General features: G+C 40.6%; 21 protein-coding genes and 1 other RNA gene. 12 read left to right on the top strand and 10 right to left on the bottom strand.

The features are described from left to right. Together PAT01_RS13855 and PAT01_RS13850 are read left to right on the top strand one after the other, a co-directional pair. Positions 1-3,243, top strand: a complete 3,243-nt coding sequence (locus tag PAT01_RS13855) for a PilC/PilY family type IV pilus protein (protein WP_154945651.1) — start codon at positions 1-3, stop codon at positions 3,241-3,243. 9 nt (positions 3,244-3,252) lie between these two features. Then, entirely contained in the window at positions 3,253-3,675 is a 423-nt protein-coding gene (locus tag PAT01_RS13850) for a type IV pilin protein (RefSeq protein ID WP_024032268.1), read from the top strand. A gap of 14 nt (positions 3,676-3,689) precedes the next feature. On the opposite strand, the gene PAT01_RS13845 is transcribed toward PAT01_RS13850, so the two are convergent. Together PAT01_RS13845 and PAT01_RS13840 are read right to left on the bottom strand one after the other, a co-directional pair. Next, positions 3,690-4,220 (bottom strand): GspH/FimT family pseudopilin, encoded by a 531-nt coding sequence (locus tag PAT01_RS13845; RefSeq protein ID WP_064386020.1) that lies wholly within the window; start codon positions 4,218-4,220, stop codon positions 3,690-3,692. 79 nt (positions 4,221-4,299) lie between these two features. Further along, a complete protein-coding gene (locus tag PAT01_RS13840; protein ID WP_029774106.1) occupies positions 4,300-4,851 on the bottom strand; it encodes a GspH/FimT family pseudopilin in 552 nt (183 codons plus the stop codon). A 179-nt stretch (positions 4,852-5,030) separates the two neighbouring features. Here PAT01_RS13840 and PAT01_RS13835 point away from each other — a divergent pair, with 179 nt between their 5' ends. Further along, complete coding sequence (locus tag PAT01_RS13835) at positions 5,031-5,369, top strand: P-II family nitrogen regulator (RefSeq protein WP_004588371.1); 339 nt, start codon at positions 5,031-5,033, stop codon at positions 5,367-5,369. A gap of 237 nt (positions 5,370-5,606) precedes the next feature. Here PAT01_RS13835 and PAT01_RS13830 read toward each other — a convergent pair whose 3' ends face one another. Beyond that, positions 5,607-5,975, bottom strand: a complete 369-nt coding sequence (locus tag PAT01_RS13830; protein WP_024032265.1) for a hypothetical protein — start codon at positions 5,973-5,975, stop codon at positions 5,607-5,609. A 57-nt stretch (positions 5,976-6,032) separates the two neighbouring features. Here PAT01_RS13830 and PAT01_RS13825 point away from each other — a divergent pair, with 57 nt between their 5' ends. Beyond that, the gene (locus PAT01_RS13825; protein WP_154945650.1) at positions 6,033-6,569 is read left to right on the top strand and encodes a GNAT family N-acetyltransferase; all 537 of its coding nucleotides are present in this window, start codon (positions 6,033-6,035) and stop codon (positions 6,567-6,569) included. A 96-nt stretch (positions 6,570-6,665) separates the two neighbouring features. Then, on the top strand, positions 6,666-8,339 hold the full coding sequence (ggt, locus tag PAT01_RS13820; RefSeq protein ID WP_154945649.1) for a gamma-glutamyltransferase: 1,674 nt from the start codon (positions 6,666-6,668) through the stop codon (positions 8,337-8,339). A 44-nt stretch (positions 8,340-8,383) separates the two neighbouring features. Here the strand turns inward: ggt and PAT01_RS13815 are convergent, their stop codons facing one another. Further along, on the bottom strand, positions 8,384-9,586 hold the full coding sequence (locus PAT01_RS13815) for an aromatic amino acid transport family protein (RefSeq protein ID WP_154945648.1): 1,203 nt from the start codon (positions 9,584-9,586) through the stop codon (positions 8,384-8,386). A 206-nt stretch (positions 9,587-9,792) separates the two neighbouring features. On the opposite strand from PAT01_RS13815, the gene PAT01_RS13810 reads away from it, so the two are divergent. Continuing rightward, positions 9,793-10,680, top strand: coding sequence for a DMT family transporter (locus PAT01_RS13810; RefSeq protein ID WP_154945647.1), 888 nt, complete (start codon positions 9,793-9,795; stop codon positions 10,678-10,680). A gap of 13 nt (positions 10,681-10,693) precedes the next feature. On the opposite strand, the gene PAT01_RS13805 is transcribed toward PAT01_RS13810, so the two are convergent. Continuing rightward, positions 10,694-11,572, bottom strand: a complete 879-nt coding sequence (locus PAT01_RS13805; RefSeq protein ID WP_154945646.1) for a flagellar protein MotY — start codon at positions 11,570-11,572, stop codon at positions 10,694-10,696. Between the two features lie 362 nt (positions 11,573-11,934). On the opposite strand from PAT01_RS13805, the gene rnt reads away from it, so the two are divergent. Next, positions 11,935-12,627, top strand: coding sequence for a ribonuclease T (rnt, locus tag PAT01_RS13800; RefSeq protein ID WP_029774102.1), 693 nt, complete (start codon positions 11,935-11,937; stop codon positions 12,625-12,627). Here the strand turns inward: rnt and PAT01_RS13795 are convergent. Continuing rightward, positions 12,611-14,236, bottom strand: a complete 1,626-nt coding sequence (locus PAT01_RS13795; protein WP_054983045.1) for a DUF342 domain-containing protein — start codon at positions 14,234-14,236, stop codon at positions 12,611-12,613. The two genes, rnt and PAT01_RS13795, sit on opposite strands and share 17 nt — an antisense overlap. Positions 14,237-14,502: 266 nt before the next feature. On the opposite strand from PAT01_RS13795, the gene ssrA reads away from it, so the two are divergent. Next, positions 14,503-14,859: a transfer-messenger RNA gene (gene ssrA / locus PAT01_RS13790) on the top strand. A gap of 87 nt (positions 14,860-14,946) precedes the next feature. Here the strand turns inward: ssrA and PAT01_RS13785 are convergent. The 4 genes from PAT01_RS13785 to mnmC form a co-directional block, all read right to left on the bottom strand. Beyond that, on the bottom strand, positions 14,947-16,014 hold the full coding sequence (locus tag PAT01_RS13785; protein ID WP_154945645.1) for a hypothetical protein: 1,068 nt from the start codon (positions 16,012-16,014) through the stop codon (positions 14,947-14,949). A gap of 355 nt (positions 16,015-16,369) precedes the next feature. After that, on the bottom strand, positions 16,370-17,005 hold the full coding sequence (locus PAT01_RS13780; RefSeq protein WP_154945644.1) for an SDR family oxidoreductase: 636 nt from the start codon (positions 17,003-17,005) through the stop codon (positions 16,370-16,372). 169 nt (positions 17,006-17,174) lie between these two features. Further along, a complete protein-coding gene (locus tag PAT01_RS13775) occupies positions 17,175-17,498 on the bottom strand; it encodes a hypothetical protein (RefSeq protein ID WP_138579999.1) in 324 nt (107 codons plus the stop codon). A gap of 269 nt (positions 17,499-17,767) precedes the next feature. Continuing rightward, complete coding sequence (gene mnmC, locus PAT01_RS13770; protein ID WP_154945643.1) at positions 17,768-19,777, bottom strand: bifunctional tRNA (5-methylaminomethyl-2-thiouridine)(34)-methyltransferase MnmC2/FAD-dependent 5-carboxymethylaminomethyl-2-thiouridine(34) oxidoreductase MnmC1; 2,010 nt, start codon at positions 19,775-19,777, stop codon at positions 17,768-17,770. A gap of 181 nt (positions 19,778-19,958) precedes the next feature. Between mnmC and fabB the strand changes: the two genes are divergently transcribed. The 4 genes from fabB to PAT01_RS13745 all read left to right on the top strand — a co-directional run. Next, complete coding sequence (gene fabB / locus PAT01_RS13765; protein WP_154945642.1) at positions 19,959-21,173, top strand: beta-ketoacyl-ACP synthase I; 1,215 nt, start codon at positions 19,959-19,961, stop codon at positions 21,171-21,173. A gap of 112 nt (positions 21,174-21,285) precedes the next feature. Continuing rightward, positions 21,286-22,407 (top strand): 4-phosphoerythronate dehydrogenase, encoded by a 1,122-nt coding sequence (locus PAT01_RS13760; protein WP_138580001.1) that lies wholly within the window; start codon positions 21,286-21,288, stop codon positions 22,405-22,407. Positions 22,408-22,452: 45 nt separating this feature from the next. Further along, positions 22,453-23,469 (top strand): aspartate-semialdehyde dehydrogenase, encoded by a 1,017-nt coding sequence (locus PAT01_RS13755; protein ID WP_004588395.1) that lies wholly within the window; start codon positions 22,453-22,455, stop codon positions 23,467-23,469. Between the two features lie 352 nt (positions 23,470-23,821). Next, the coding region (locus tag PAT01_RS13745; protein WP_318299752.1) for a FimV/HubP family polar landmark protein at positions 23,822-25,302 on the top strand (1,481 nt) is incomplete at its 3' end.

Raw genomic sequence — 25,302 nt, 5'->3', positions numbered from 1 at the left:
ATGAAATTTAATCTTAATAAGCCATTGGTCTCTTTACTTGGTCTAGCACTGAGCGCCTCAGCACTGGCTGAAGACATAGAGCTTTATGTAAACCACGATGTAGATGTGGAAGAAAAGCCAAGGGTTTTACTTATATTTGATACCTCAGGCAGTATGGCGTTTTCATCTAACACAGGTCTTAGTTGTGGTTTCAATGAAAGTAGTAACCTGTATATTCCTTGCCCAGATAGCCGTCTTGCTGCTGCAAAGACTGCAATGAAAAAAGTAGTGAATGACAATGAAGGGATCGATTTCGGCTTAATGCGTTTTGTAGGAACAGCTGGTGGCTATGTGGTTGAAGGCATAGGAAGCCCGCACTCGGATATTACTTCATCAATCGACAGGCTTCCTGCTAATGGGGGTACGCCATTAGCCGAGACTCTGTGGGAAGCATATCTGTATATTACAGGTGGCGGTTTAGAGTATGCGGAGCCAATAGATCAATCAGATAGAGACACCTCAATCGAAAACGAAGTATTAACTGGAAGAGAGCGTGTTCGTAAATGTAATAGATGGAGATGTTGGAACGAGTGGGAAAATACATATAGTTATAACTATATTTCCCCTTTCGCTGACTCAAATGCAGAGGCAAAACGTTGTGATAATTCAGTAAATATAATTTACATGACGGATGGAGACCCTTCACCCCGATATGTATATGATCGTTGGGGAAGACGTTACATTAACGAAAATAGCGATAATGGCAGTGATGCTTCAATAAGCGCAATACACAATAATTATTTTGGGCAACCTTTGGTCGAGGGGGACTACGTTTATAATAATTATTTGCATCAATTAGCTAAAATAATTCATGGCACCAGTAATACGACAGTTGATTTGTATCCATCAACACCTGATATTCATGAAACAGGCCGCATATACACCATAGGTTTTGGGTCAGGCATGAGTGACGAAGGGCAAGAGTTGTTGCGGCAAACAGCTTTATTAGGTGGCGGTGAAAACTTACCAGCGAGTACACCCGATGAGCTTTCTAACTCGCTAAATAGCGCTATTTCTCGCATTCGTGAAGTTAACGATAGTTTTTCTTCGCCTTCAGTTGCGAGTAACAACGTAGACCAAACACGTAGCCGTGATGCTATTTACTTTGCCATGTTTTACCCAGAAACAAACACTCGATGGGGTGGGAATTTAAAAAAATTAAAAGTATCAGGCAGCGAAATAGTTGACTCTGCAGATAATACAGCGCTTGATTCTGATGGTTTAATCGACACCGATGCTAAAACATTTTGGTTGCCAGATGGCCAGTCTGCCGATGGTAACTTAGTTGCACAAGGGGGTGTAAACTATCATTTAGCTACACTCACGGGGACTCCAGCTGAAGATAGACGCAACCTCTATACAGATAAGCAAGGCGATATAGTTGAGTTTACTACTAATATTGTGAGCGATATTTTAGATTTAGTCACCAATAACCCGATTAGCCTAGCTAGTTCAGATATAAAATGGGCAATGGGGATAGATGTTGACGATGAAGACAACGATGGCTCAAACACCGATCAACGCAGTGATATTTTTGGCGACCCTTTACATTCTAAGCCAGTGGCAATCGACTATGGTAATGACGACATACGTATATTGATTGGTACTAATGCCGGCTTTTTACATATGTTTAAAGACGATGATACCAATAACCAAGTGACCGAAAGTTGGGCGTTCATTCCCTCTGATCTTTACGATATTATTCAGCCTTTACGCAATGAAGACACCGGTAAACTCTACGGGATGGACGGCCCAATCAGTGTTTACTTTAGTGATAAAAGCTTAAATGACGAAGGCATTAACGATGGTATTGTTGATGCAAGCGATGGTGACGACGTGTGGGCATTTGCAGGTATGCGCCGTGGTGGAAAAAACTATTACGCCTTTGATATTACTAACCCCGATCAGCCTAAAAAACTATGGGATAATCCTATAGAAGGCGGTACTGGCGATTTTAAAGAGCTAGCTCAAACGTGGTCAAAACCCCAAATAGCGTACATAAAAGCATTTGGTGATAAGCCATTACTCGTTTTTGGTGCAGGGTACGATACAAATAAAGATGCCGTGGTAAGAAGTGAAGACTCTGTTGGCCGCGGTATTTATATAGTAGAAGCTGAAACAGGTAAAAAAGTGTGGGCTTTAACGCCAAACGAAAATGGATTTAAAGGTAAGCACTCGATTGCAGCAAATGTTTCTACGCTTGATTCAGATTACGATGGTTACATTGACAGAATTTATGCTGCCGATACCGGGGGCGATATTTGGCGTATAGACATGCCAGGCACAAGCACCAGTAATTTTACGCACTTTAAACTTGCAGAGCTTGGTAGCAGTTTAGCAAGCCAAGACCGTCGCTTTTTTTACCAGCCGTTGGTGGCACGTACACTTTATAGCAAAGTAAGTGAAACAACGATTAATGGTGAAACAGTGATTACACGTTTAGATACGCCGTATGACGCTATTGTAATAGGCAGCGGAAATCGCTCAAAACCAACAGGTACAAATGAAGACGATCAGCTGTTTATGATAAGAGATGAAAATACAGTAACTCAGTCATTCACTAGCGCCCCTTCAGCGATTAAACCAGCAGATTTAATGCTAATGAACAGCGACCCGTTTGGTAATGCACTTGATGATGTAGATGAGTTTGTTGATTTAGAAGTCGATTTAGCTAAATTTAAAGGCTGGCGCTATGAATTAGGCACAGGCGAAAAATCTTTAGCAGCAGCCACAGTGGTGGGCGGTGTCGCTTACTATACAAGCTTTACTCCATCATCAGAAACCTCTACAGAGAACCAATGTTCGTTAAGTGGCGGTGGCGGCTCGTTGTATGCGTTCCATTTACATTATGGCACCAAGGTATATGACGACTTAAAGTTTACCACTAGCTATGATGTACCTGATACACCACAATTGTACTTTGGTGAAGGCCCCTCTTGTGCCGATGGAAATGGCGACGGCTTTTGTGATGATAACCCAACCATTGAAGTGACCGAAGAAAGCCAGTTTTACCTAATTGGGCCGGGAATAAAAGGCGAAGATGCACAAAACCCAATGAAGCCAGTAGAAATAATGGGCCCAGGCTTAACGGTTGTAGATGGTACCGTACAATTAGTGAATGACGATGATAGTGTAGGGTTTGGCTTTAAAACCCAACAAACCTATATTTATAAACGTGAAGAAAATGATGAAATTGATGATTAAGGAATATTAATGAATAAACAAGCACGCGGGTTCACGTTGATAGAGTTAATGATAGCCGTAGCTATTGTAGGTATTTTAGCCTCAATAGCACTGCCTAATTATACTGAGTATGTAAAACGCTCTTCTCGAGCCGAGGCCGCTGCGGCGCTTTTAGACGCTGCAAACAAACAAGAGCAGTACTTTGTAGATAATCGTGAGTACACAGAGACATTCTCAGACTTAGGTATACAAGAGACCACAGAAAATGGCCATTTTGAGCTGTCGATTGATGTGGATGATGACGATAATACATTTACAATTACTGCAAAACCTATTGCGGGTGCTGTAAAAGGCGACGGTGACTGCACGCAAATTACAATTACTGACACAGGCTATAAAGGCGCAAAAGGCAGTAAAGGTAATTCAGATGTTGAGTATTGCTGGGGACGTTAACTTAATCGGGTTAACTAGTCGCTCTGACATTTGTCGGTTGATTTAATTCGTATACGGCCTGTTTGACTGACAGATAAAGCCAGCCCCTCAAGGTTGGCTTTATCTTTATTTGGGCAATATATAAATGTTCCATTTTGAAAACCATTTAAAGAGCCATCGGGCCGAAAGGTAATTGCACTTCGGGGGTATTGCATAGAATCTGCATCATGGATTTTTTCAAATGTGCTTATTAATAAGTCGTCGGTGTCTAATGACGTAGACTTGTCGTTATCAATAAACAGCGACATTTGCCCATCCCACTCATCTTTAGTGCATTGATTATCTTTTAAAGCACACAAAGTAACATAAGTACCATTTTCAATGGCGTAAAGGCGGCCATAATTAATGTTTCTGTGCAGCAAATTAACATGATTGTCGGCTCGGTTTTTCGCTAAAAAGTCAGGAAAAACCGATAGAGAAATTTGGCTAACAATACTCACAATAGCAATAGATGCCATTAATTCTAAAAGCGTATAGCCAGCCTGAGTTTGGGTAGATAACCTCATCCCTGAAGCCCTGAGTCAAAAAATGTATTAGCTCAGTGTAGTAAATGATAAAAATATGACAACTTAAATTGTATTTTTTTTAACCGCATTTAAGTGCGCTGTCACCGGCATAAAAAGCAGTACCTGATTGCGATAAAGTAAGCGCTTTATTATTTTCAGTGCCACCATTGGGGCAAAAAACAAAGTCACCTGGGTTTGTGGTAATTCGTCCACTGGTATTAAAACGCAAGCGACGCTCATTTCCTGTAAAGGTTAACTTGTCGTTATCTGATATTTCTTCCATGACTCTAAGCAGTGTATCGGAAGCGCCGTTATAGTGCCCATCGTTATCTACATCGATAAATACAACTATAATTTTATTCTCGTCCCACTTTTTGTTGCAGTTGAAAGTGTCTCTGCTGTTTTTAATTTTACCTTGGCCAGTAGGGCACAAAACAACAATTTCATCTGTACTGGCAGCTTGTGAGCGAGCAAAGCTAATATTGCGTTTTAGTTCAAGCAAGAAATTCTCAGCGCGGTTTTCTTCAAGCATATCGCTACTGTCCCAAAGAGCTATAGAGGCGATAATACCGACTATGGCTACTGCCACCATGAGCTCTAATAAGGTTAAACCGGTTTGGAATTTTTTCATATTATTTATACCTACTACATTTGTTATTATTATAGCTAGTTGAGAAAGATTTATAATTCAGACTTATAAATAATTATACCACGCTTGGTTGTTTTATCATCGAATTCAATTGCTTTGTTTGCTATGAACTCCATGATTGTCTAAAATCGAGGCAACTAAAGCTTTAATAAGTAGTGAGCATGAAAAAAATAGAAGCAATCATCAAACCGTTTAAGTTAGACGACGTACGCGAAGCCCTATCAGATGTAGGTATTACGGGTATGACTGTAAGTGAAGTAAAAGGTTTTGGTCGTCAAAAGGGTCACACAGAACTTTACCGTGGCGCTGAGTACATGGTGGATTTTTTACCTAAGGTAAAACTTGATATTGTGCTAACCGATGAAGATGTTGAACGCGCTATAGAAGTAATAGTAAAAACAGCGCAAACAGGCAAAATTGGTGATGGTAAAATATTTGTCACAGATGTTGAGCGTGTAGTACGTATACGCACTGCAGAAGAAGACGAAGAAGCGATTTAATTATAGTAATAAGCGCATAAATAAAAAGGCTGCAAATAATGTTATTTGCAGCCTTTTTTTGTAAATACTATTTAATACCAATCAGCAATAATAATTAAGTATTTTAAGGGGCTAAGCCCCACGCTAAGCGCGTTAAAAATGCTTGTTAAGCACACCTAAATAGCAATTTTTTACTTACTAAACGATGTTTTTACCTCAAAGCAAATTACTTAATTAAATGAATTAGTATCAATAATATTACTGTTTTTCAGCATGTTCTTCACGCGCTTCTTCAATTTCTTCAGCGATTTCTTGCGCTTTTTGCTTTGTTTTTTCGGTTAATTCACCGGCTGCTTCTTTGCTTTTTATCCATGCATCAACGGCAATCTCTTTGCCATCGTCGTACATGTCTAAGCCCATTGCTTTACTTTGTTCAAGCAGCTCATTTAATGACTCATCATTTTTAAGCTCTGTGGCTTTATCTTTTACATCGTTCCATGTATCACCAAGCTGCTCTTGCATTTGCGCGCTTTTATCTTTTGCATCTTCTTGTACTTCCTGAGCATCTTCACAGCCCGTTAGTGTAATTAAAGTGCCTAATAAAGCTAAACCTGCTAATTTGTTCATGTGCTATCTCTCCTTAGAGACAAATAATTAATTCCATTTAATAATAGAACAGCGAAGATGAACACACCTGTAACAACACGCTTAAATTTCAAATTAATGAATGAACACGATTGGCCGCTTCTGCATGAACTAGATCAAGACCCCGCGGTAATGAAATACATAAACCGAGGAACGCCTTCGACATTAAAACAAATTAAAGAAATAGGGATCCCCAGAATGCTTGCCTATAAAAATGCAAACAAAGGCTGGGGGCTGTGGAAAATCACCCTTAAAAAAGAGGACTCTTTTATAGGGTGGGTGCTTGTTAGGCCTATGCACTTTTTTACTCAAACTCCCGATTTTACAAATATTGAAATAGGGTGGCGCTTTAAGCAATCTAGTTGGGGACAGGGTTATGCAACGGAAGCCGCTAGTGCATTATGTAACGCCTTAAAAATGCAGCCAGAGATAAAAACACTATCTGCAATGGCACTGGCCGATAATAAAGCCTCAATTAGTGTCATGCAAAAGCTGGGATTTACCTGGGTTAAAAACTATATACACACTGATGAACAAGGCGATTTGCATGCCGTTTTATACGCAAAGGCGTTATAGCATACAAAAAAATCACTTGTATAAACATTGACCTAACGTTCTATGGTATGCATAAATGAGCCAAGCGAGATTCAAATAATAAAGTAAGGATGTTTTATGGGGTTATTTTTTCGACCAAGCCGGCTCATTGTTAAGAGTGTGTTGATTGCACAATTTTGTATATTTAGCGTGCAGGCGGAGCAAGTTACTAAAAGCGCTGTCGCAATGCCTGACTCGTTTAGTGCAGATACAGCACAAGCTATTTTAGAGCAAGGTGGAAATGCCGTTGATGCGGCTATTGCTGCGCAATTTGTATTAGCGGTAACGCTTCCCGAAGCCGGAAATATTGGCGGGGGAGGCTTTATGCTTATACAAAAAGAGGGAAAAGGCGACTTTATAGACTATCGGGAAACGGCTCCTCAAGCAGCGCACAGAGATATGTATTTAGATGCCAAGGGCGATGTAATTAAAAACAAGTCAATTTATGGTATTCACGCAAGTGGTGTACCAGGGAGCGTAGCCGGTATGTGGCTGGCCCATCAAAGACACGGCACCTTAAAATGGCAAACATTAGTACAGCCTGCGGTTACCTTAGCAGAGCAAGGCTTTAAAGTGCCGCCCAAATTGGCTCAAGGGGTCGCACAATACATTGCTCATTTAGACAAACAAAATATAAATGTAAATTTTAAACACTATTTTGCAGATATAAAAGCAAATCAGGTTTTTAAACAGCCTGAGCTAGCCGCTACTTTAAAACGCATAAGAGATAACGGCCAAGACGGGTTTTATAAAGGCGAAACGGCCCGTATTATTGCCAACTTTATGCACCAGCACGGCGGCATTATTAACGAAACTGATTTGGCTAATTACACGGCTGTGTCGCGCACGCCGATTAAAGCTAACTGGAACGGTTATGAAGTATTAACCTCTCCACCGCCAAGCTCTGGCGGAATAGCTATTTTGCAGTGGCTAAAAATGTTTGAGCTTAAAAAAAGCGAAATGGGGCTGGTACATAACTCTTCTCAATACGTACATTTACTTGCTGAAATAGGTAAACGTGTGTTTGCCGATAGAGCAGAGTACTTGGGCGATCCGGACTTTTTTGATGTACCAGTGACTGAGCTTACTCATATTGATTACCTAAAAGCGCGCAGTAAAGATATTTCTTTAACAGCTATTTCAAAGACCGAAAACATAAAACCAGGCCTCAAAGAAAGTGAGCAAACCACGCATTTTTCTATTATTGATAAAATGGGTAATGCGGTGGCCAATACCACAACAATTAATTTAAGCTTTGGTAGTGGCGTTGTGGTTGAAGGGGCAGGTTTTATATTAAATGACGAAATGGACGACTTTAGCGCTAAACCTGGGGTAATGAACGCCTTTGGTGCGCTCGGCGGTAAAGCCAATGAAATTCAGCCACAAAAGCGTATGCTTAGCTCAATGTCGCCAACCATACTGCTCAAAAACAACAGCGTTAAAATGGTCACAGGCTCGCCTGGGGGCACAACAATTATTAGCTCGGTGTATCAATCTATTTTAAATGCGGTTGAATTTAACATGGGCGCCAACGATATTGTTAATAGCACGCGGTTTCATCATCAGTTATGGCCTAAAAACGTGATCAGAACACACGCAGGGCTCAGTGAAAACACACAAGCTGAACTTATAAAAATGGGCTACACACTGGATGAGCGCCGTTTTGGCGATTTGCAGGTTATTGTAAATAAAGACGGTGAGTTACAAGCAGCTTCTCAGGCTACAGGCCGTGGTGAGTCTCGTGTATTTTAACATTTTTAACTAACCCCTTTAAGCTAAAGGGGTTAGTTTTGTTATTAACCAATAGTGGGTACTAATCCCAACATTTGCATAAATTGGGCGACAATAATTACAATGCCGCACAGCCCTGCCACCGCTAATCCCATATTACCACTTCGCACTTGATATCCCGTTTGAGGGCCCGATTTACGCTGCCTATACACCATAGAAACCGGTAAAAATATTGCTAATACCACAAGGGCGATGGCTGCATAGCCTAGCGCCATTATAAATCCCTGAGGGTAAAATAACGCAAACCCTAAAGGGGGAATAAAAGTAATTAGTGCGGTTTTTATTCTTTCTGATTTGGTGTCGCCTTTATTAAATGCATCAGCAAAAAAATCAAATAACCCTAAGCTAACACCTAAAAAAGAGGTGGCCAATGCTAAGTCGGCAAACAGTGTAACAGCGCTTGTTACCTGCGGATTATGCGCAATATTTGCCACACTCTCTACAAAGCCTGTTAAGCCATTACTATTGAGTAAATCACTTTGCTGCATAATCCCTTGGCTAAGCAGTTGCCAAAAAATATAAATCACTAAAGGTAAAGCAGCCCCTGCAATCATTACCTTACGCAATACTTTTGTTTCTAGCCCCACATACTTAACAATTGACGGAATAGAGCCATGAAAACCAAACGAGGTAAAAATAACGGGTAAGGCAGATAAAATCAGCCCTTGCTCAACGGGCATTTCAAGTAAGTGCTTACCTTGTACATAGGGTGTAAGCATATAAAACAAGCTGCCTAGTACTAAAATTTTAATCGTAAATAACACGCGGTTAAGTTTATCTACTTTACTGGTGCCTAAAGTAACCACGCTACCTATTACAATGGCCAAAACAATAGAGGCAATTTGGGGCGCTATGTTTATGCTCAAATCACTACTAATACGCGACTGCAACTGCGCGCCACCCCCGGCTATATAGGCTGCGCACAGGGCGTAAAACAAAAATATCATCGAAAAGTTAGCAACGTACTGGCCGCGTTTTCCTAACCAGCGCTTTGCTAAGGTGTTTAACGTTGCATCTCTAGGGGCGTATTGGTGGAGCTCTAGCATTAATAAAGCGGTGTAGGTCATCAGTAACCAACTGGCTATTATCAGTGCAAGCGCGGTATTAAACCCAAGTCCTGCAGAGGCAATTGGCAATGCCAGCATACCTGCGCCTATGGTGGTGCCTGCAACAATTAACATGCTGCCTATTGTTTTATTTTTAAGCACTTAACTATCCTAAAATGTGTGAGAGGCACTCAAGATATAACTAGTTACTTAAAACATAAATAGTTTTGTAATAAATGCCGGTAAATAATAATGTAACTATGAATTTACAGCTGTATTTAGACGTTTATATATGTACTGCGTATTACTTTCGCGCGTATAATTTACTTTAATAGGGTTTCTACCTCCTCAGTGCAAAGGAATGGCGTGTGCCAGTTAAATTATCTTATTTACTACTTGTCATTATTTGGTGTACTACGCCTTTAGGTATTGTATGGAGCAGTGAAACTGTAGCACCAACCCTCGCCGTTTTAATGCGCATGATTATAGGCTTATTTGTTGCTGGGTTAATTGTTGCTATAGCCAATATTCGTGTCCCTTGGAGCAAAAACGCGTGCACGTTATATGCATACTCCAGTTTGGGTATTTTTGGCGGTATGTCATTAAGTTACATGGCTGCTACCACAGTACCTTCAGGTATTATTTCATTAGTGTTTGGCCTTGCGCCTATTCTCTCTGGCTTTTTAGCACAAAGGTTACTTAATGAGCCTAAATTTAGCCCTATTAAATTAATAGCGCTGAGCTGTGCATTAATAGGCCTTTATTTTGTAAGTTATAACCAGCTACAAACCTCACAAACTCAGGGCATAGGGCTGATGTATGTGTTATTGGCCGTTACTTTATTTAGTCTCAGTGGGGTGATGATCAAACGTGTAAAAATTGCTATTCATCCGATGGCAACCACTTTTGGAGCGCTGGTTTTTGTTACTCCTTTATTTGGACTGTTGTGGTGGCTGGTAGATGGGCAAATAAGTATGGATTATTGGAGTGCTCGCTCGTTATGGAGTATTGCGTATTTAGGTATTTTTGGCTCGATTGTAGGGGCTTTAGCGTATTTTCATGTATTACAAAAGTTAAACGCCAGTACTGTAGCCTTAAGTAGTTTAATTACACCAAGTTTTGCATTAGCGCTAGGCGCATTACTTAATAACGAGCCTTTGAGTCAGGAGCTTATTATAGGAGCCATAATTATATTTTTGAGCCTAACGTTTTTTCAGTTTGGCGATAAGCTCATAAAGCGGCGCAGCGGTAGCTAGCAGTTTAGGGCGGTTACATTTTTGCTATTTGAATAATTAAACGACGGTTTTTATTTCGCCCTAAAATATTTTCGTTAGTATCAACAAAACGTTTTTCACCTAGGCCTGTGGTTTCTACTTTGTCCTCATCAACACCTAAGCTGACCATATAATCTTTTATAGCTTTAGCACGCTTACGCGATAAATCTAAGTTATTCCAACGGCCACCGTAGCTATCGGTATACGAATCAATACTTATAGACTCAATACTGGTATCATTTTTTAAATACTCAGCAATTTTATCTAAGCGCTTTTGCGACTCTTTAGTGAGCTTACTGCTATTTGATTGGTAGTTCATTACAGTAAATGAAATATCTTCAAAGCTGTATGGTAAAAGTTCATCGCGGCACTGCAAAAACGCCCAATAGGCTTGTTTAAAATTAACGCTTGAAATACCAACGGCAATTTTGTCGGCACTATTTTGCCAGTCCTGGTAGTAAAAGGTAGGATGAAACCCTTTTTCAAGTTCAGTTAGCATTTCCCATGCGGTTTTATTACCAAGCTCACCATCAAACTTTTTAAGTAACTTCATCGTGGTTATATCACGCGCGGGCAGGCCTGAACGCCATGCTGGTGGCACCGCCTTTAAACCGGCTATATCGTAATTGTCGGGGCGCACAACCATATCTAGATTAAAAGTTAGGTTTTTGTTTTTACTGGCCGATGCCTTAAATATGGCCTCACCGTAGTAGGGCACTTCGTGGTTTAATTGACACTGTAAGCGCGTTGTTTTTATAACTTCCCAATTGGAGTTATCTTGATTTGCGCTGTATTGGCGCATAGCCGCTTGCGATGAATAACTCATCAAGGCGGTGCCAAGGCTTACGCTAATAAAAAACAACTTACACTTCATAAAACGCTCCGGTTAATCTACTAAGCCAATATTTTGGCGTACGGCTAAAGTAGGGCTCTATACCAACTTAATTAAAAACATAATCTTTGTATCGTATTAAATAGCCCACTCACTGCGTTAAACTTACTGATGTAAAACAAAGCTATAAATAATTTTCGCCTTGTTATTGCGCTATTTTCTAAGCGCCATACTGGTATCCGTAATTTAATGCGATGGGATTAATAACAGCCAATACAATTAGCAGTTATTTAAAAGCAAATAGCATGCCTACAATATATTAATTAAATAATTTATAAAGCCCTAGCCGAGTAGCCCCCAATTTTGACATAATAGTGAGCTTATCCTCATAAACCAAGAAGACTATGGCAAATACTGAGCAAACACTTTTCGCACAACGCTTTCGCGGCTTTTTTCCTGTTGTTATTGATGTAGAAACCGCCGGCTTTAATAAAGAAACCGACGCCTTACTTGAAATTGCCGTATCAATTTTAAAAATGGATGACGAAGGGTTACTCAGCATAGATCATACCGTTCATTTTCATGTAGAGCCTTTTGAAGGCGCTAATATTGAACAAGCCGCAATTGAATTTAACGGCATAGACCCGTTTAGCCCGTTGCGCGGCGCTGTACCAGAAGACGAAGCAATTAAAGAAATTTGTAAAGCAGTACGTAAAGCGCAAAAAGCTGCTGGGTGTCAACGCTCAGTTGTAGTGGCACACAATGCCGCCTTTGATCATGGCTTTTTAAACGCAGCCATTGAGCGTAACAATATTAAGCGTACGCCATTTCATCCATTTGTGAGTTTCGACACAACCTCGCTTGCAGGGTTAGCTTTAGGTCAAACGGTACTGGCTAAAGCATGTAGAGCCGCGGGGATTGAGTTTGATAACAGCCAAGCACACTCTGCACTTTACGATACAGAACGCACAGCAGAACTATATTGTTTAATAGTAAATCGTTGGCAAGAGCTAGGGGGCTGGCCATTAGCGCCACTACCCGAAAGTGACGCCCAAGAAACTGAAAACACCGAAGAGGATACTAAAACGACTGAGTGATTTTTCCCTCAGAAAGTTTTACTAAGTGGGGTGGGTAAATACGCGAAAACTGTTTTGTGTCTTTTGCTATTTTAAGCTCCACACCTGGGTGCATTATTTCGTTAATTTTAAGTCGGCTAGTTGCCAATAGCTGAGAAATTTTTTGCTTCACCAATCTTTTTTGACGTTGTACGTGCATAGCGCGAGTTTTTATATGTTGCTCATTAGCGGCAATTTTATCTAGTAGCTGTTGGCGTTGAGCAGCAACTGGAATTTTTATCGCTTTTTCTTTAGCTTGTTTAAGTGCAGATGTTTTACTTGCCAACACTTTTTCAAAATCAATTATTTGAGACTGCTTTGAGCGCAGTTCATGCCAGTTTTGAGCTAAAAACACACGGGTTTTAGTCCCTGCCGGCGCACCTAGCTCACCTGTTTCAATACGCATAGCATCAAGAATATTTCCCCCAATTATTTTGCCGCGAGGGTTACCTGCTTTACCTACACGTATTAAGCGCCTTGCACTTAAATTACAATGCAATGCTTGGCGTTCTATAAATAAATCTTGCGCACTTTTAATATTACAGTACTGGGCATAGCCAATAGAAATAGTACGCTGGGCAGAAATTTCGCACGTAAATGCTTCTTCATTTTCACGCTTACGGCCAATAGCGCCGAGCATAATAGTTACCGCGCTTTGGCTTTCAATCGTGCCTGATTCAACAAACCCTAATACAGTAATATCGCCATTGGCTTTAACCCGCATACCGTCTTTTACATCACCAGAGATAATTACACTGCCATCAAAATCAACGTGGCCTGTACTTACATCTACGTTATGAAAACACAAAACATCGTCAACCCGCATGCCTCTAGGTAAGGCCACAGGCACACCTTTACAATCGGCAATGAGCATGTTTGGGTTATTAGGATCTATTTTTGTGCCTTCAAAGGGCTGTAATTGATGTTCTTTACCAGGTGTTGCCTTGATCATATCGCCAAAAACCGTATAGCCATCTTCACCCGGTGTAGCAGCCACTCGCTGCATTAAAGGGGTGCCGGGTTTTACCGTAATAATCGCGCCAAGGTCTTTCATATCGACCTTCCCACCTTCTTTTGCTTGGGGGCTAAGTACGCGGTCTTGCGCAGTAGAGCAAAGGCGAACAAACCTCGCATCACTGCCTTCTTTAGGGTTTCGGCCATGAGCCACAATAGCACTGTATGATGTACCTGCAGGGTGAGAAAACTGCTGACCTAAAAACGTATCAAGTGCACGAGGACTAATGCCTTTTTTTACACCGGCTTTAACTAAAGCTGCTTGAGCTGCCTCCATAGAGAGTAATGCGCCACCTTTGGCCGTGGTAAGCGTTGCCTCTGCAACCATGTTTTTTTCATCAACGTTAATAACAATGCTCGCGTCCGTGGCTTTGGCAATTACTAATGATTCTTGCTGATAATTTTTACTCGGTGAAAATAACTTACCAATATTGCCAGAGAGTACTTCAAACTCGCAATAATCCGACTGTTCAAGTAGCTCAATAAGTTGAGCACTCGTCACCGGAAATCCATTATCAATAGGGTGTGCAGATAACGCCAGCTCACCCGTTTGTTCATTAAATAAAAAAACCGACATTTATAAATTCCCTACGTAATATGCCTGTTATTATGATTATTACTTTTACTACTAAAGCCTTATAGCTAGTGTAAAATTTAACTCCTTATTTGAGCACAACTTGACCGGTATGTTAAGTAAATGTTCAGTATTTGTTTGCTTTTTTACAAACTTGTGCTTGTTTACTGTTCAGTTGATTCAGTTAGCTAAAATAAAAGTGTCACACCCCTTGAGTATCAGTCGTTTACTCAGTTATACTGCCTTCACTGAAAGAAATTCATATTTCAGGGGCTGATTAGGATTCGACGGAATTCAAGAAGCCTGAGGTGCATGTCGAGGTGCGGTTTGCCTCGTAAAAAAGCCGCAATTTAAAGTAATCGCAAACGACGATAACTACTCTCTAGCAGCTTAGGCTGGCTAGCGCTCCTTCCATGTATTCTTGTGGACTGGATTTTGGAGTGTCACCCTAACACCTGATCGCGACGGAAACCCTGGCCGGGGTTGAAGCGTTAAAACTAAGCGGCCTCGCCTTTATCTACCGTGTTTGTCCGGGATTTAAAGGTTAATTAAATGACAATACTAAACATGTAGTACCGACGGTCGAGGCTTTTCGGACGGGGGTTCAAATCCCCCCAGCTCCACCAATACAGGTATTTAAGTTCGTTACTTAAAAACCATAAAAAACCGCCAATTTGAGCAATCAAGTTGGCGGTTTTTTTTATGGCTTTAATTTATTCTGTGCTTGTAGCGGCTAGCTTCATTTTTATCGACCTTACTTTCATTTTAATACTAATAATAATAAGCGTTAAAAACGACATTAAGCTAATTAGTAGAGTTAAATCTAATATCGGTGACTTGGCTAGTTGTGTGTTTGTAGGCGTGACGGGCAAAGCGTCAGGCTTATTTTGTTGTTGCCTAATGTAGCTTTGGCTTATCCAATCAACGGCGTTTATCCATTGAATTTTATCAGGGTTATCATTATCAAGCTTGCTCATTACATGGGCGTCGTTATTAAGCGATTTAGCAAGGTTAATTAACTGCTCCCAAAATACATGTTCAGTGCCTAGCGCATCTATTTCTTGTAGGTGCTGCTTTAACCTTTCTGCGCCCATACTGTTTATATTTGGTTGCTTTAGAATTTTTGCGTAACTGTTTATATGCGTTGAAAAACGAGCAAAATAGCTATCAATTTTTTGCTGCGCCCCTTGGTTAAGCTCATCTGTGTTGTGGGTGTTAGGCAAGGTGACTTCTGGGTGCTTTTTTTGATTTGCTAAGTACTGCTTATAATGAACGTAATTTAATGTTGTTGAGGGCGAAGCTGATGAGCTGTCTATCATACTCATTTTAAGTGTGTTAAAGCTTATTACTGCTGAGCAAATAAGGCAGATGAATAATAAGCTATAACAAAAAAATAATGCGCTTTGCAGCGCTAATTTGGGCAAGGCGGTTGGGCTATTTACGCTGGACTTTTTAATGCTGGTTATTGTATTAGCTATTTTTTTTACTGCTGGCTCATTGCGAGCAACAACCAGTTTAGTACCCGCGGCACTTTGGGGTGCCCTTACACTTGCGTGCGGTTCTACTTTGGTAATTAAACCAAAACTTTTTAGTTTAGATTCTGTTTTAACTGCATCAATACTCGATAGGTCTTTGACGAGTGCGTAGGCTCGGCCATCAAATAATTTTACAGCGACATTATGGGGAATTTTTAAAAACTGACAGAGCTGCTCTTGTACGGTACTAATGTCAGCATTTTGGTGTAACTGACCATTAAAAATAATTTTAAATGAGGCGCTCACGCTATGTCCTTATTCGTGCAACTTCCATTGAGGAATTTTTATTATTGTTTTAACACGCTGTTAATTTACCAGATAAAATAAGGGGTTTCTAGTATTTAACCTTATTAAACTAGTAAAAAAGCCTGAACAAAATTTACTCTGTTGAGTTTTTAACGCATTGTTTTTCGGTGATTTTAGTGGAAGTGCTTGTTTTTCATGTTGTTTTATTAGGAACGCGGTGTGTAGGCTTTTATAAAGCGATTTAAACGTGTTGTTTACATTTAATAAATATAGTGAAGCAAGGGAGGGCGCGTGCGATTTAGCATTTAAATACGTTGCCCTTTGCAAGGGGATTTACAAAGGGCAACCAGAGTGTTTATTTTACAGCTGCTTTAATGGGCGTTTCGCCGTCAAATAGTTCAAAAACACGGTTGCCATTAAATGCGTTAGTAGCAATATGTAATAGGGCATTGGCAACGTTTTCGCGGCTAATTTTAGCTTTAGAACGATCGTTTGGACGCTCGGTGGTTACTTTCATTGAGGCGCTTTCATCGGTCAGCCCACCAGGGCGCACTATGGTGTAGTTTAAGCCACTGTTGATAAGGTGCTCATCGGCCATATGTTTGGCAACTAAGTAAGGTTTTAAGTCACTTTCTATTGAGTCTGGATCGTCAGCGCCAATAGAGCTAATCATAATAAAATGCTTTACGCCATGCTCTTTAGCATACGTTGCTGCTTTGGTGGCTGCCCATAAATCAATAAGCACGGTTTTGTCTGTGCCTGTACTTCCGCCAGAGCCAGCAGCAAAAATAACTTGATCGCAATCTTTTAACGCACCAGAAAAATCTTCTTCGAGATCTTGCTCCACAATGGTTAAAAATGGACTATCTAAATCATCTAACTTACTTTTATCACGCACTAATGCAGATACATTTTGCTCATTGTTTAAAAGCAACTTGGTTGCCATTTTACCAATTTGTCCGCTAGCGCCAATAATTAGGGTCTTACTCATAATTAATTCCTTCTCAATTTAGTGTAAAGGTATTTAGTACAAATAGACCTTGGGGTAGGCATTCGTTTTTAAAGGGTAAAACGCTGTTTTTCTCTACAAAGTGGTTATTTAAAAGTAAATAAAAATTGAGTCTGAACTGAGCATGAAAATTAGCCGCTTTTTACTGTGTTTATTCAATCATTATGCTGACTTCGGTAACATAATTATGATGGTATAAACTGATGCGAACAGCATGGTTTTGGTAGTTATAGTAAAGGGTGCGGTAGTTATTATCGCCTTTGCTGTTAATGGGATCACCAAGGGCCTGCTGATAAAATTTAGAAATAGCATCAATAGAAGCAGCTAAATACCCTGTTCTAACCAGCGGGTATTCGCCAGTTACATCCATGGTGGTGATGAATTCTTCAGGTAAGGGGATGGCGGTTACGTCTTGGCTAAATGTGTTAAACGATATAGCGGCGAGTAATATTACAGCACAAGTTAAAGCTTTCATTGTTATCCTTTTATTGATACCCATCCGCATTCATACATATGGTGCGCATTGGTTATATAATACCATTGCGCAATAATACTTAATCATTTTGCGGTGCTAACCGTGTCGTTACCTGTTTTAAAAAATTTTTATTTAGAACAACTAAATAGCGAACTTTTTTCTTAGCCATCAACAGGTTTTTCCAGCCTCAAAATTGATCACTTAATTAAGCGGATTGGTATAAATTCCTTTTATAGTTATTATTTTACGCAAAAAATGAATGATGTCATTTAAATTTTATTTCGTATTAAATCACGCACTATAAACCGCGCAGGGTGAATGGCCTGGCTTACACGCTCGCTGAGTGGGCGTGGTTCATTATTTAACGTGCTAATAAAGTGCTCGCTTAATATCGGTGCGCTGCATAATGCGCGCGCTCCAAATCCGGTAAAAATATGTAAGCCTTGTTGTGGCTTGCATAGAGGTGAGTATTGATAGCGTTTACCTAGGCGTAAATTAGCAAAGGCGGTGCTGTAATCGCTTTGCTCACACCATTGTCCTGCCATTGGCAAGTGATCTATAAATGTGCAGCGCACAGCTGCTTTAGCACAGGTAATGTCACCTAATGTGGTGGCAAAGTCGCTTTGATGGTAAAAGCTAAGTAATTGCTCGTGGTTTAGCTGGTTGTCTTTTTCTGTAACGGCGCGACTTTTTGTGTTTTTTTCAAATGTAGCGCCCATACAGTGCTTACCTAAATAGGCGGGTGTAAAATATCCTTTATGGCACAACACGGTTTTAAGCTGCTTAGATTGTTCACTCGCTTGAATATGCGATACTTGACCACGCACCCCTACAATAGGTAATGCGTTTGTTTGTTCAAACGCATCGCTATGCTCACCTGCACATATTATTACATCACTAAAAGGGCCATATTGGGTATGCTTGTGGGTTAAATACCAGCCTGCATCGGTTTTAGTAAGTTGCTGTATATGGCAATTAAAATAGCTATTAATAGGGTTAAGGCTATTGGCTGCTTTTAGCATTGCCTCAACTAGCTGGGGTGGGTTTACCCAACCGCCTTGCTCAAAATAAACGCCGGAGTAGCCGGTTTTTACGCCTGCCAGTTTATCTCCTTGCTCTACAGTTACATTGCGCATTAAGGCTTGAGGCCATAACTGTTTTTGTTCTAAGTTTTGATGTTTATCGGCAAGAGGCTTTTTTACCGCATGTTGCAGCACACCGCACCAGCTATAATCAAAATTAAAGCCGTTTTTTAGTAGTTGCTGGTAACTGCGTTTAGCGTATAAAAAACTGTTCGCAAATAATTCACTATGAGGTGAGTTTTTAGCTTGCAGATGGGGGTAAACCGCGCCTTGTACGTTATGTGAAGCACCCATAGCTGGTTTTTCATCTTGGCAAAATAGGCTACTTTTAATGCCACGCTTAGCCAAACTGTGCAAAATACAGCTACTCGCAATCCCGCCGCCAATTACAGCAACATGCTCTAGCTTGGCAGGGGGTTGTTCAAAGTACGGGGGTGATGACTGTGCACTATTAGCGTGTGCTAATTGGCCTATCAGCATTTCGCGTTTACGGCCAAAGCCTTTCGCTTTTTGCATGCTAAAGCCTGCAGCTGTTAAGCCTCGGCGTACAAAACCTGCAGCGGTAAATGTGGCAAGTGTTGCATGCTTGCGCGATATATCAACCATGGCATTAAACACACTTTGTTGCCACATGTCAGGGTTTTTACTTGGTGCAAAGCCATCTAAAAACCACGCATCGACCACCCCTGATTGCGGGTAGCTCATTGCATTTATTGAATCAAGCACGTCGCCAAAATACAAATCAAGAATAACTTGGCCGTTATTAAATTCTATGCGATGACAGCCGCCTAAATTTATAGGGTAATGTGTTATTAATTCATCACTGAGCTTGTTTAATGTTGGCCACGCTTGCAGTGCTTTTTTTAGATCATCAGCATTAAGCGGGTATTTTTCAAACGAAATAAAATGCAATCGCTTAACCCGTTTGTCTACTTGATTTTGAACTTGTTGATTGGCAAGGTGGTCATTAAAGTGTTGCCATGCATTTAAAAAGTTTAAACCAGTACCAAAACCGGTTTCGGCAATAACAAAATGCGTTTGGTCATGATTTTGTAACCGCGCCTCTATATTGTTTTGTTGATAAAACACGTAATGCGATTCAGCAAGGCCGTCGTCATTAGAAAAATAAACATCGTCAAAGTTATCGGCTACCGGTGTGCCTACTTCATTAAAGTGTATTTGGGCGTTTTTTATCATGACTTATTAAATTTTTAGACAGTATTTTTTAATTATTTTACGGGTTTTCTTTGAAATAGTCTGGCGTTATTTATAAGCTATTAAATTCAGAGTACAGGTGTACGCTAGAAAGCTGACCACTTAACACCTAAAAACAGCGTAAAATACACAGTAATTTAGTATCAAGCTAAGGGAATTACCCATGAGAAGAGCCGTAATTACGGGTATCGGTGTTGTATCAAGCATCGGTAATAACAAACAAGAAGTATTAGAGTCGTTAAAATCTGGCAGAAGCGGCATCGCTTTTAACCAAGAATTTGCCGATTATAAGTTACGCAGTAATGTATCGGGCAAAATTGATATTGATGTTAAAGAACACGTAGACCGTAAAGCAATGCGCTTTATGGGTGATGCTGCTGCTTACTCTTATATTTCTATGAAGCAAGCAATTGAAGATGCTGGCTTATCAGATGAGCAAGTATCTAATGAGCGCACGGGTTTATTAGTAGGCTCAGGTGGTGGCTCTTCAAAGTGGCAAGTAGAAGCGGCCGATATTTTGCGCGAAAAAGGCGTAAAGCGTGTAGGTCCTTATATGGTTCCGCGTACGATGGCAAGCACGACATCGGCTTGTTTAGCCACGCCATTTAAAATTAAAGGCGTTAACTATTCTATAAGCTCTGCGTGTGCAACATCTGCACATTGTATTGGCCACGCTGTTGAGCAAATTCAATTAGGCAAGCAGGATGTTATTTTTGCCGGTGGTGGTGAAGAGCTCCACTGGACTCTTGCAATGGAATTTGACGCAATGGGCGCGTTATCTACCAAATATAACGAAACACCAGAAAAAGCATCTCGTACGTACGATGCAAACCGCGATGGTTTTGTTATTTCTGCTGGTGGCGGTATTGTTGTAGTAGAAGAGCTTGAGCATGCACTTGCTCGTGGCGCACATATTTACGCAGAAATTGTAGGCTACGGTGCTACATCTGATGGCTACGACATGGTAGCACCTTCAGGTGAAGGCGCAGTACGCTGTATGCGCCAAGCAATGCAAGGCGTTGATACTCCAATTGATTACTTAAACACGCACGGTACCTCTACGCCAGTAGGCGATGTTAAAGAGCTAGGCGCTATTCAAGAAGTGTTTGGTGGTAACTCACCGCTTATTAGTGCGACTAAATCATTAACGGGTCACGCACTAGGTGCTGCGGGTGTTCACGAAGCTATTTTCTCAATTTTAATGATGGAAAACGACTTTGTAGCGCCATCTATTAACGTTGATGAGCTAGATGAGCAAGCACAAGGCCTTAACATTGTAACTGAGCGCCGTGATGCACAGCTTAATACTGTTATGTCTAATAGCTTTGGTTTTGGTGGTACAAACGCCACATTAGTTATGAGCAAATATAAAGGTTAATTCGTTTTCTCTTTATAGTGATTAAAAGCCGAGCATTGCTCGGCTTTTTAGTTTGTGTAATGGCTCGGTTGTTCGTTACAATAGCGCCTCATTTTGCCATACGGACTCCCCAATGAAGATTCTTGCCGATCAAAACATGCCTTTAGTTGAGCAGTATTTTGCAGACTTTGGTGAGGTAACGCGCTTTGATGGACGAAACTTAACACCCGATGCGTTAATTGATGTTGATGTATTACTTACGCGTTCGGTTACTAAAGTAAACAGTGACTTGCTTGCCCACGCTAATAAATTAAGCTTTGTAGGTACCGCCACTATTGGTGTTGATCATATAGATACACAGTTACTAAACGATAAAGGCATTGCCTTTAGTAGTGCCCCAGGTTGCAATGCAGTGGCGGTGGCTGAGTATGTAATAAGTAGCTTGTTTGCCTTAAGCCAAGAAAACGCAGCCCCTTTAAGTGGTCAAACAATAGGTATTGTTGGGGTGGGTAACATTGGCAGCTGTTTAGCACAAAAACTAAAAGCACTTAATGTTGATGTTTTATTATGTGACCCAATTAAACATGAGCAGGGCTTATTAGCCGAGCATGTTGAGCTTGACGAACTACTTGAGCGCGTAGATGCGGTTACCTTTCATGTACCGCTGATTAAAACCGGTGAGCACAAAACGCATCATTTAATTGATGAAAAACGCCTTAAAGCGTTAAAGCCTGGGTTAGCAGTTATAAATGCGAGCCGCGGAGAAGTAATTGATAATCAAGCTTTGTTATCGGTTATGGAGCAAGGGGCAGACTTAGATTTGGTTTTGGATGTTTGGGAAAACGAGCCTAACATTTTAATTCCATTGCTTGATCATGTGCGCTATGCCAGCGTGCACATTGCCGGCCATACCCTTGAAGGAAAAGCCCGCGGCACACAAATGCTGTACCAAGCATTGTGTAAATTAGAAGGCGTAACCGCAGAAAAATCTCTCGCTGATTTTTTACCACAACCTGCTGTTACAAGCCTAAGTTTACAAAGCAGCTTTACTGAGGCTGATATTGCGCGTTTAGTGCATTTAATTTACGACGTACGCCGTGATGATGGCATTTTGCTGCGCAACTTAGCAAAAGACGGGTTTGATAGTTTACGTAAAAACTACCCTGTAAGGCGTGAGTTTAGCACTTTAACGGTAAAAGGGAGTGCACAGCATACAGATGCACTCGCTCAGCTTGGCTTTAACACCGCAAACTAATTTAACTAGTAGTGTTGTTTTAACACTGCTTAAAGAGGATAAAATATGTCGCAAAAATATAACGTTGCTGTACTTGGCGCTACAGGCTTAGTAGGTCGTCAAATTATTGAAACCCTGGAAGATCGTAAATTTCCGGTAGACCAACTTTTTTTACTAGCCAGTAGCCGCAGCGCAGGTGAAGACATAAAGTTTCGTGGTGAAACCATTGAAGTACAAGACGTAGAAGGCTTTGACTTTAGCCAAGCACACATAGGTTTGTTTTCAGCTGGTGGCAGTGTATCAGAAAAATACGCGCCAATTGCAGCCGATGCGGGCTGTGTTGTAATTGATAACACGTCACATTTTAGAAATGATTTTGAAGTACCGCTAGTGGTACCAGAAGTTAATGCAGCAAGCCTTGAAGACTTTAGAAACCGCAATATTATTGCAAACCCTAACTGCTCTACTATTCAAATGATGCTAGCGCTTAAACCAATTTACGACGCCTACGGTATTGACCGCATTAATGTATCTACATACCAAGCCGTATCTGGTGCAGGCAAAGAAGCCGTAGATGAATTAGCAAAGCAAACAGCTAATTTAATGAATGCTCGCCCAATGGAAAACGAAATTTTTCCTAAGCAAATTGCATTTAACGTTATTCCTCAAATAGATACCTTTGAAGATAACGGCTACACGCGCGAAGAAATGAAAATGGTAAACGAGACGCATAAAATTTTGGGCGATACCACTATTGCTGTTAACCCAACCTGTGTACGTGTACCTGTATTTTTTGGCCACTCTGAGTCAATCAACATTGAAACACGCATGCCGTATGACTTTGAACACGTTAAACAGCTTTTAAATGATGCCCCAGGAGTCGAGCTTATTGAAGATGAGGGCGATTACCCAACCGCGGTTTCAGACGCTAGTGGTAATGATACAGTTTACGTTGGCCGCTTACGCGCCGATATTTCGCACCCTCATGGTTTAAATATGTGGGTTGTAAGTGATAACACCCGCAAAGGGGCTGCCACTAATAGTGTGCAAATAGCGGAAGAGTTAATCGCTAACTACTTATAAATACCCGCTAATATTGTGTGTAAATTAAGCGGCAAACTTTTATAGTTTGCCGCTTTTGTATTTAAGGGAGCCAAATTATTGCCGCTTAGCGTTGCTACTAAACTAAACGCCTTGATCTATCACGATAAAATAGTATTAAGAATAAAGTTTTAAGGTATTTATTTTCAAAGCGTTGCAATGGATATTAGGCCGCAACTGGTTTATAGTTTGTAACTGGAATAGAGCTTGCAATAAAAATAGATTGTAATAACAAATGTAGATCAGCTATTTGGCTGGTTACGGCAAGAATAATTAATGTTGAGCAGCTAAATAAATAGCAAAGCATTTAACATTTACACATTAAAGGATCAGCATGCGCGGTTTAGCTTCACTTATTATATTAGCGTCTGCATTGGTAGTAACTCCAATTTACTCTCAAGACAGCACCCAATTAAAGGGGCCAAAAGGCGCTGACTATGGTGCGCAAGGGCGATCAATAGGGCCTATAAAGCCAACCGATACACTATGGCGTATTGCTGCCAAAGTACGCCCAGATAACTCAGTTAGTATCTACCAAGTTATGCAGGCCTTGTATAACAAAAACCCTAATTCTTTTTTAGAACAAAACCTAAACCACATGCAAAGTGGTGCATATTTAAAAATACCCACCTTAGCGGAAATTAGACGCGTAAATCCACAGCTTGCTAAACAACGCTCAGAGCAAGATGACGCGCTGTGGGAAAAAAAGAAAAATGGCACACTAACCACCAGTGAAATTAACGCCGCGCAAACTAAAGTAACACAAGCTCGTAAAGCCGATGTTGACGACGCTAAAAAAGAAATTCAAAAAGAATTAAATGAAATAAAAACGCAGCAAGGTAATAAGCTTGTAGAGCTGCAGCAGCAATTTAAAAGCTCGGTTAATAATGTAGAAGAAATATTAGCTGAGAATAATAATCTCAAAAAACAATTGTCGGGTATTTCAAAAGAGCTCGCCAATGTAAAAGAACAGCTAGGCCAAGACAGCGAAATTCAAAAACAGCTAAAAGAGCTAATAGAAAAACAAAACGAAATAATAGCTCAGCAAAAAGTGCAAGAAGTACCAAAAGAAGAACCTTTTGACCTAGGCGCTTTAATGTCTAACCCACTTGTGCTTATTTTATTAATGACCATTCCTGCGTTATTAATTATTTTTGCTGTGGTGATGTTTTTACGAAAGCGCGCCAACAAAGACGAAGAAACTCAAGATGGCGATGATTTTCTGCCACAAACGCCCAGCTTTACCGAAGACGAGCCGCAAAGTAATGATGCGTTAGACGATCCAATCATTCCTGACCCTCTTGATGATTTAGATATTCAACTAGATGACAATCATAGCAACGATATTTTGACAGAGGAGGATATTGCATTTGATGATTCTCTCGATGATGCGTTAGACGATGAATTTTCTGATTCAGAAAACTTGCTCGATCAAGACGAATTAGAAAGCCTATTAAGTGATGATATTGTTTTTGATGACGAAGGCAGTGAAGGGGACGAGTTAGACGTTTTCATGCAGCAGGGCTTTGATGAACCTGTAGATGAAAAACAAGATGATGAAATTGACCTTGATTTAGATGATACAAAAGATTCGGACGATATTTTAAGCAGTGACGACCTAGACGATTTATTTGATGAGGACGATAGCCTGCCTGAAATTGACTTGCCTGAGGTTGAGCAACCTACCGCAGATAGCAGCTTAGAAAGCAATGATGAGTTGGCCGCGTTAAGCGAAGAGCTAGCCCAAGAAGAGGATGATGACTTTGATATTGATGAACTATTAGATCAACAAGCTGATAAAGAATCACCAAAAGA

This window comes from Pseudoalteromonas atlantica, assembly GCA_007988745.1.
Taxonomy (GTDB): Bacteria; Pseudomonadota; Gammaproteobacteria; order Enterobacterales; family Alteromonadaceae; genus Pseudoalteromonas; species Pseudoalteromonas atlantica.
The sequence above is the reverse complement of the archived record's forward strand: the minus strand, read 5'-3'. Positions and strand labels throughout refer to the sequence as shown.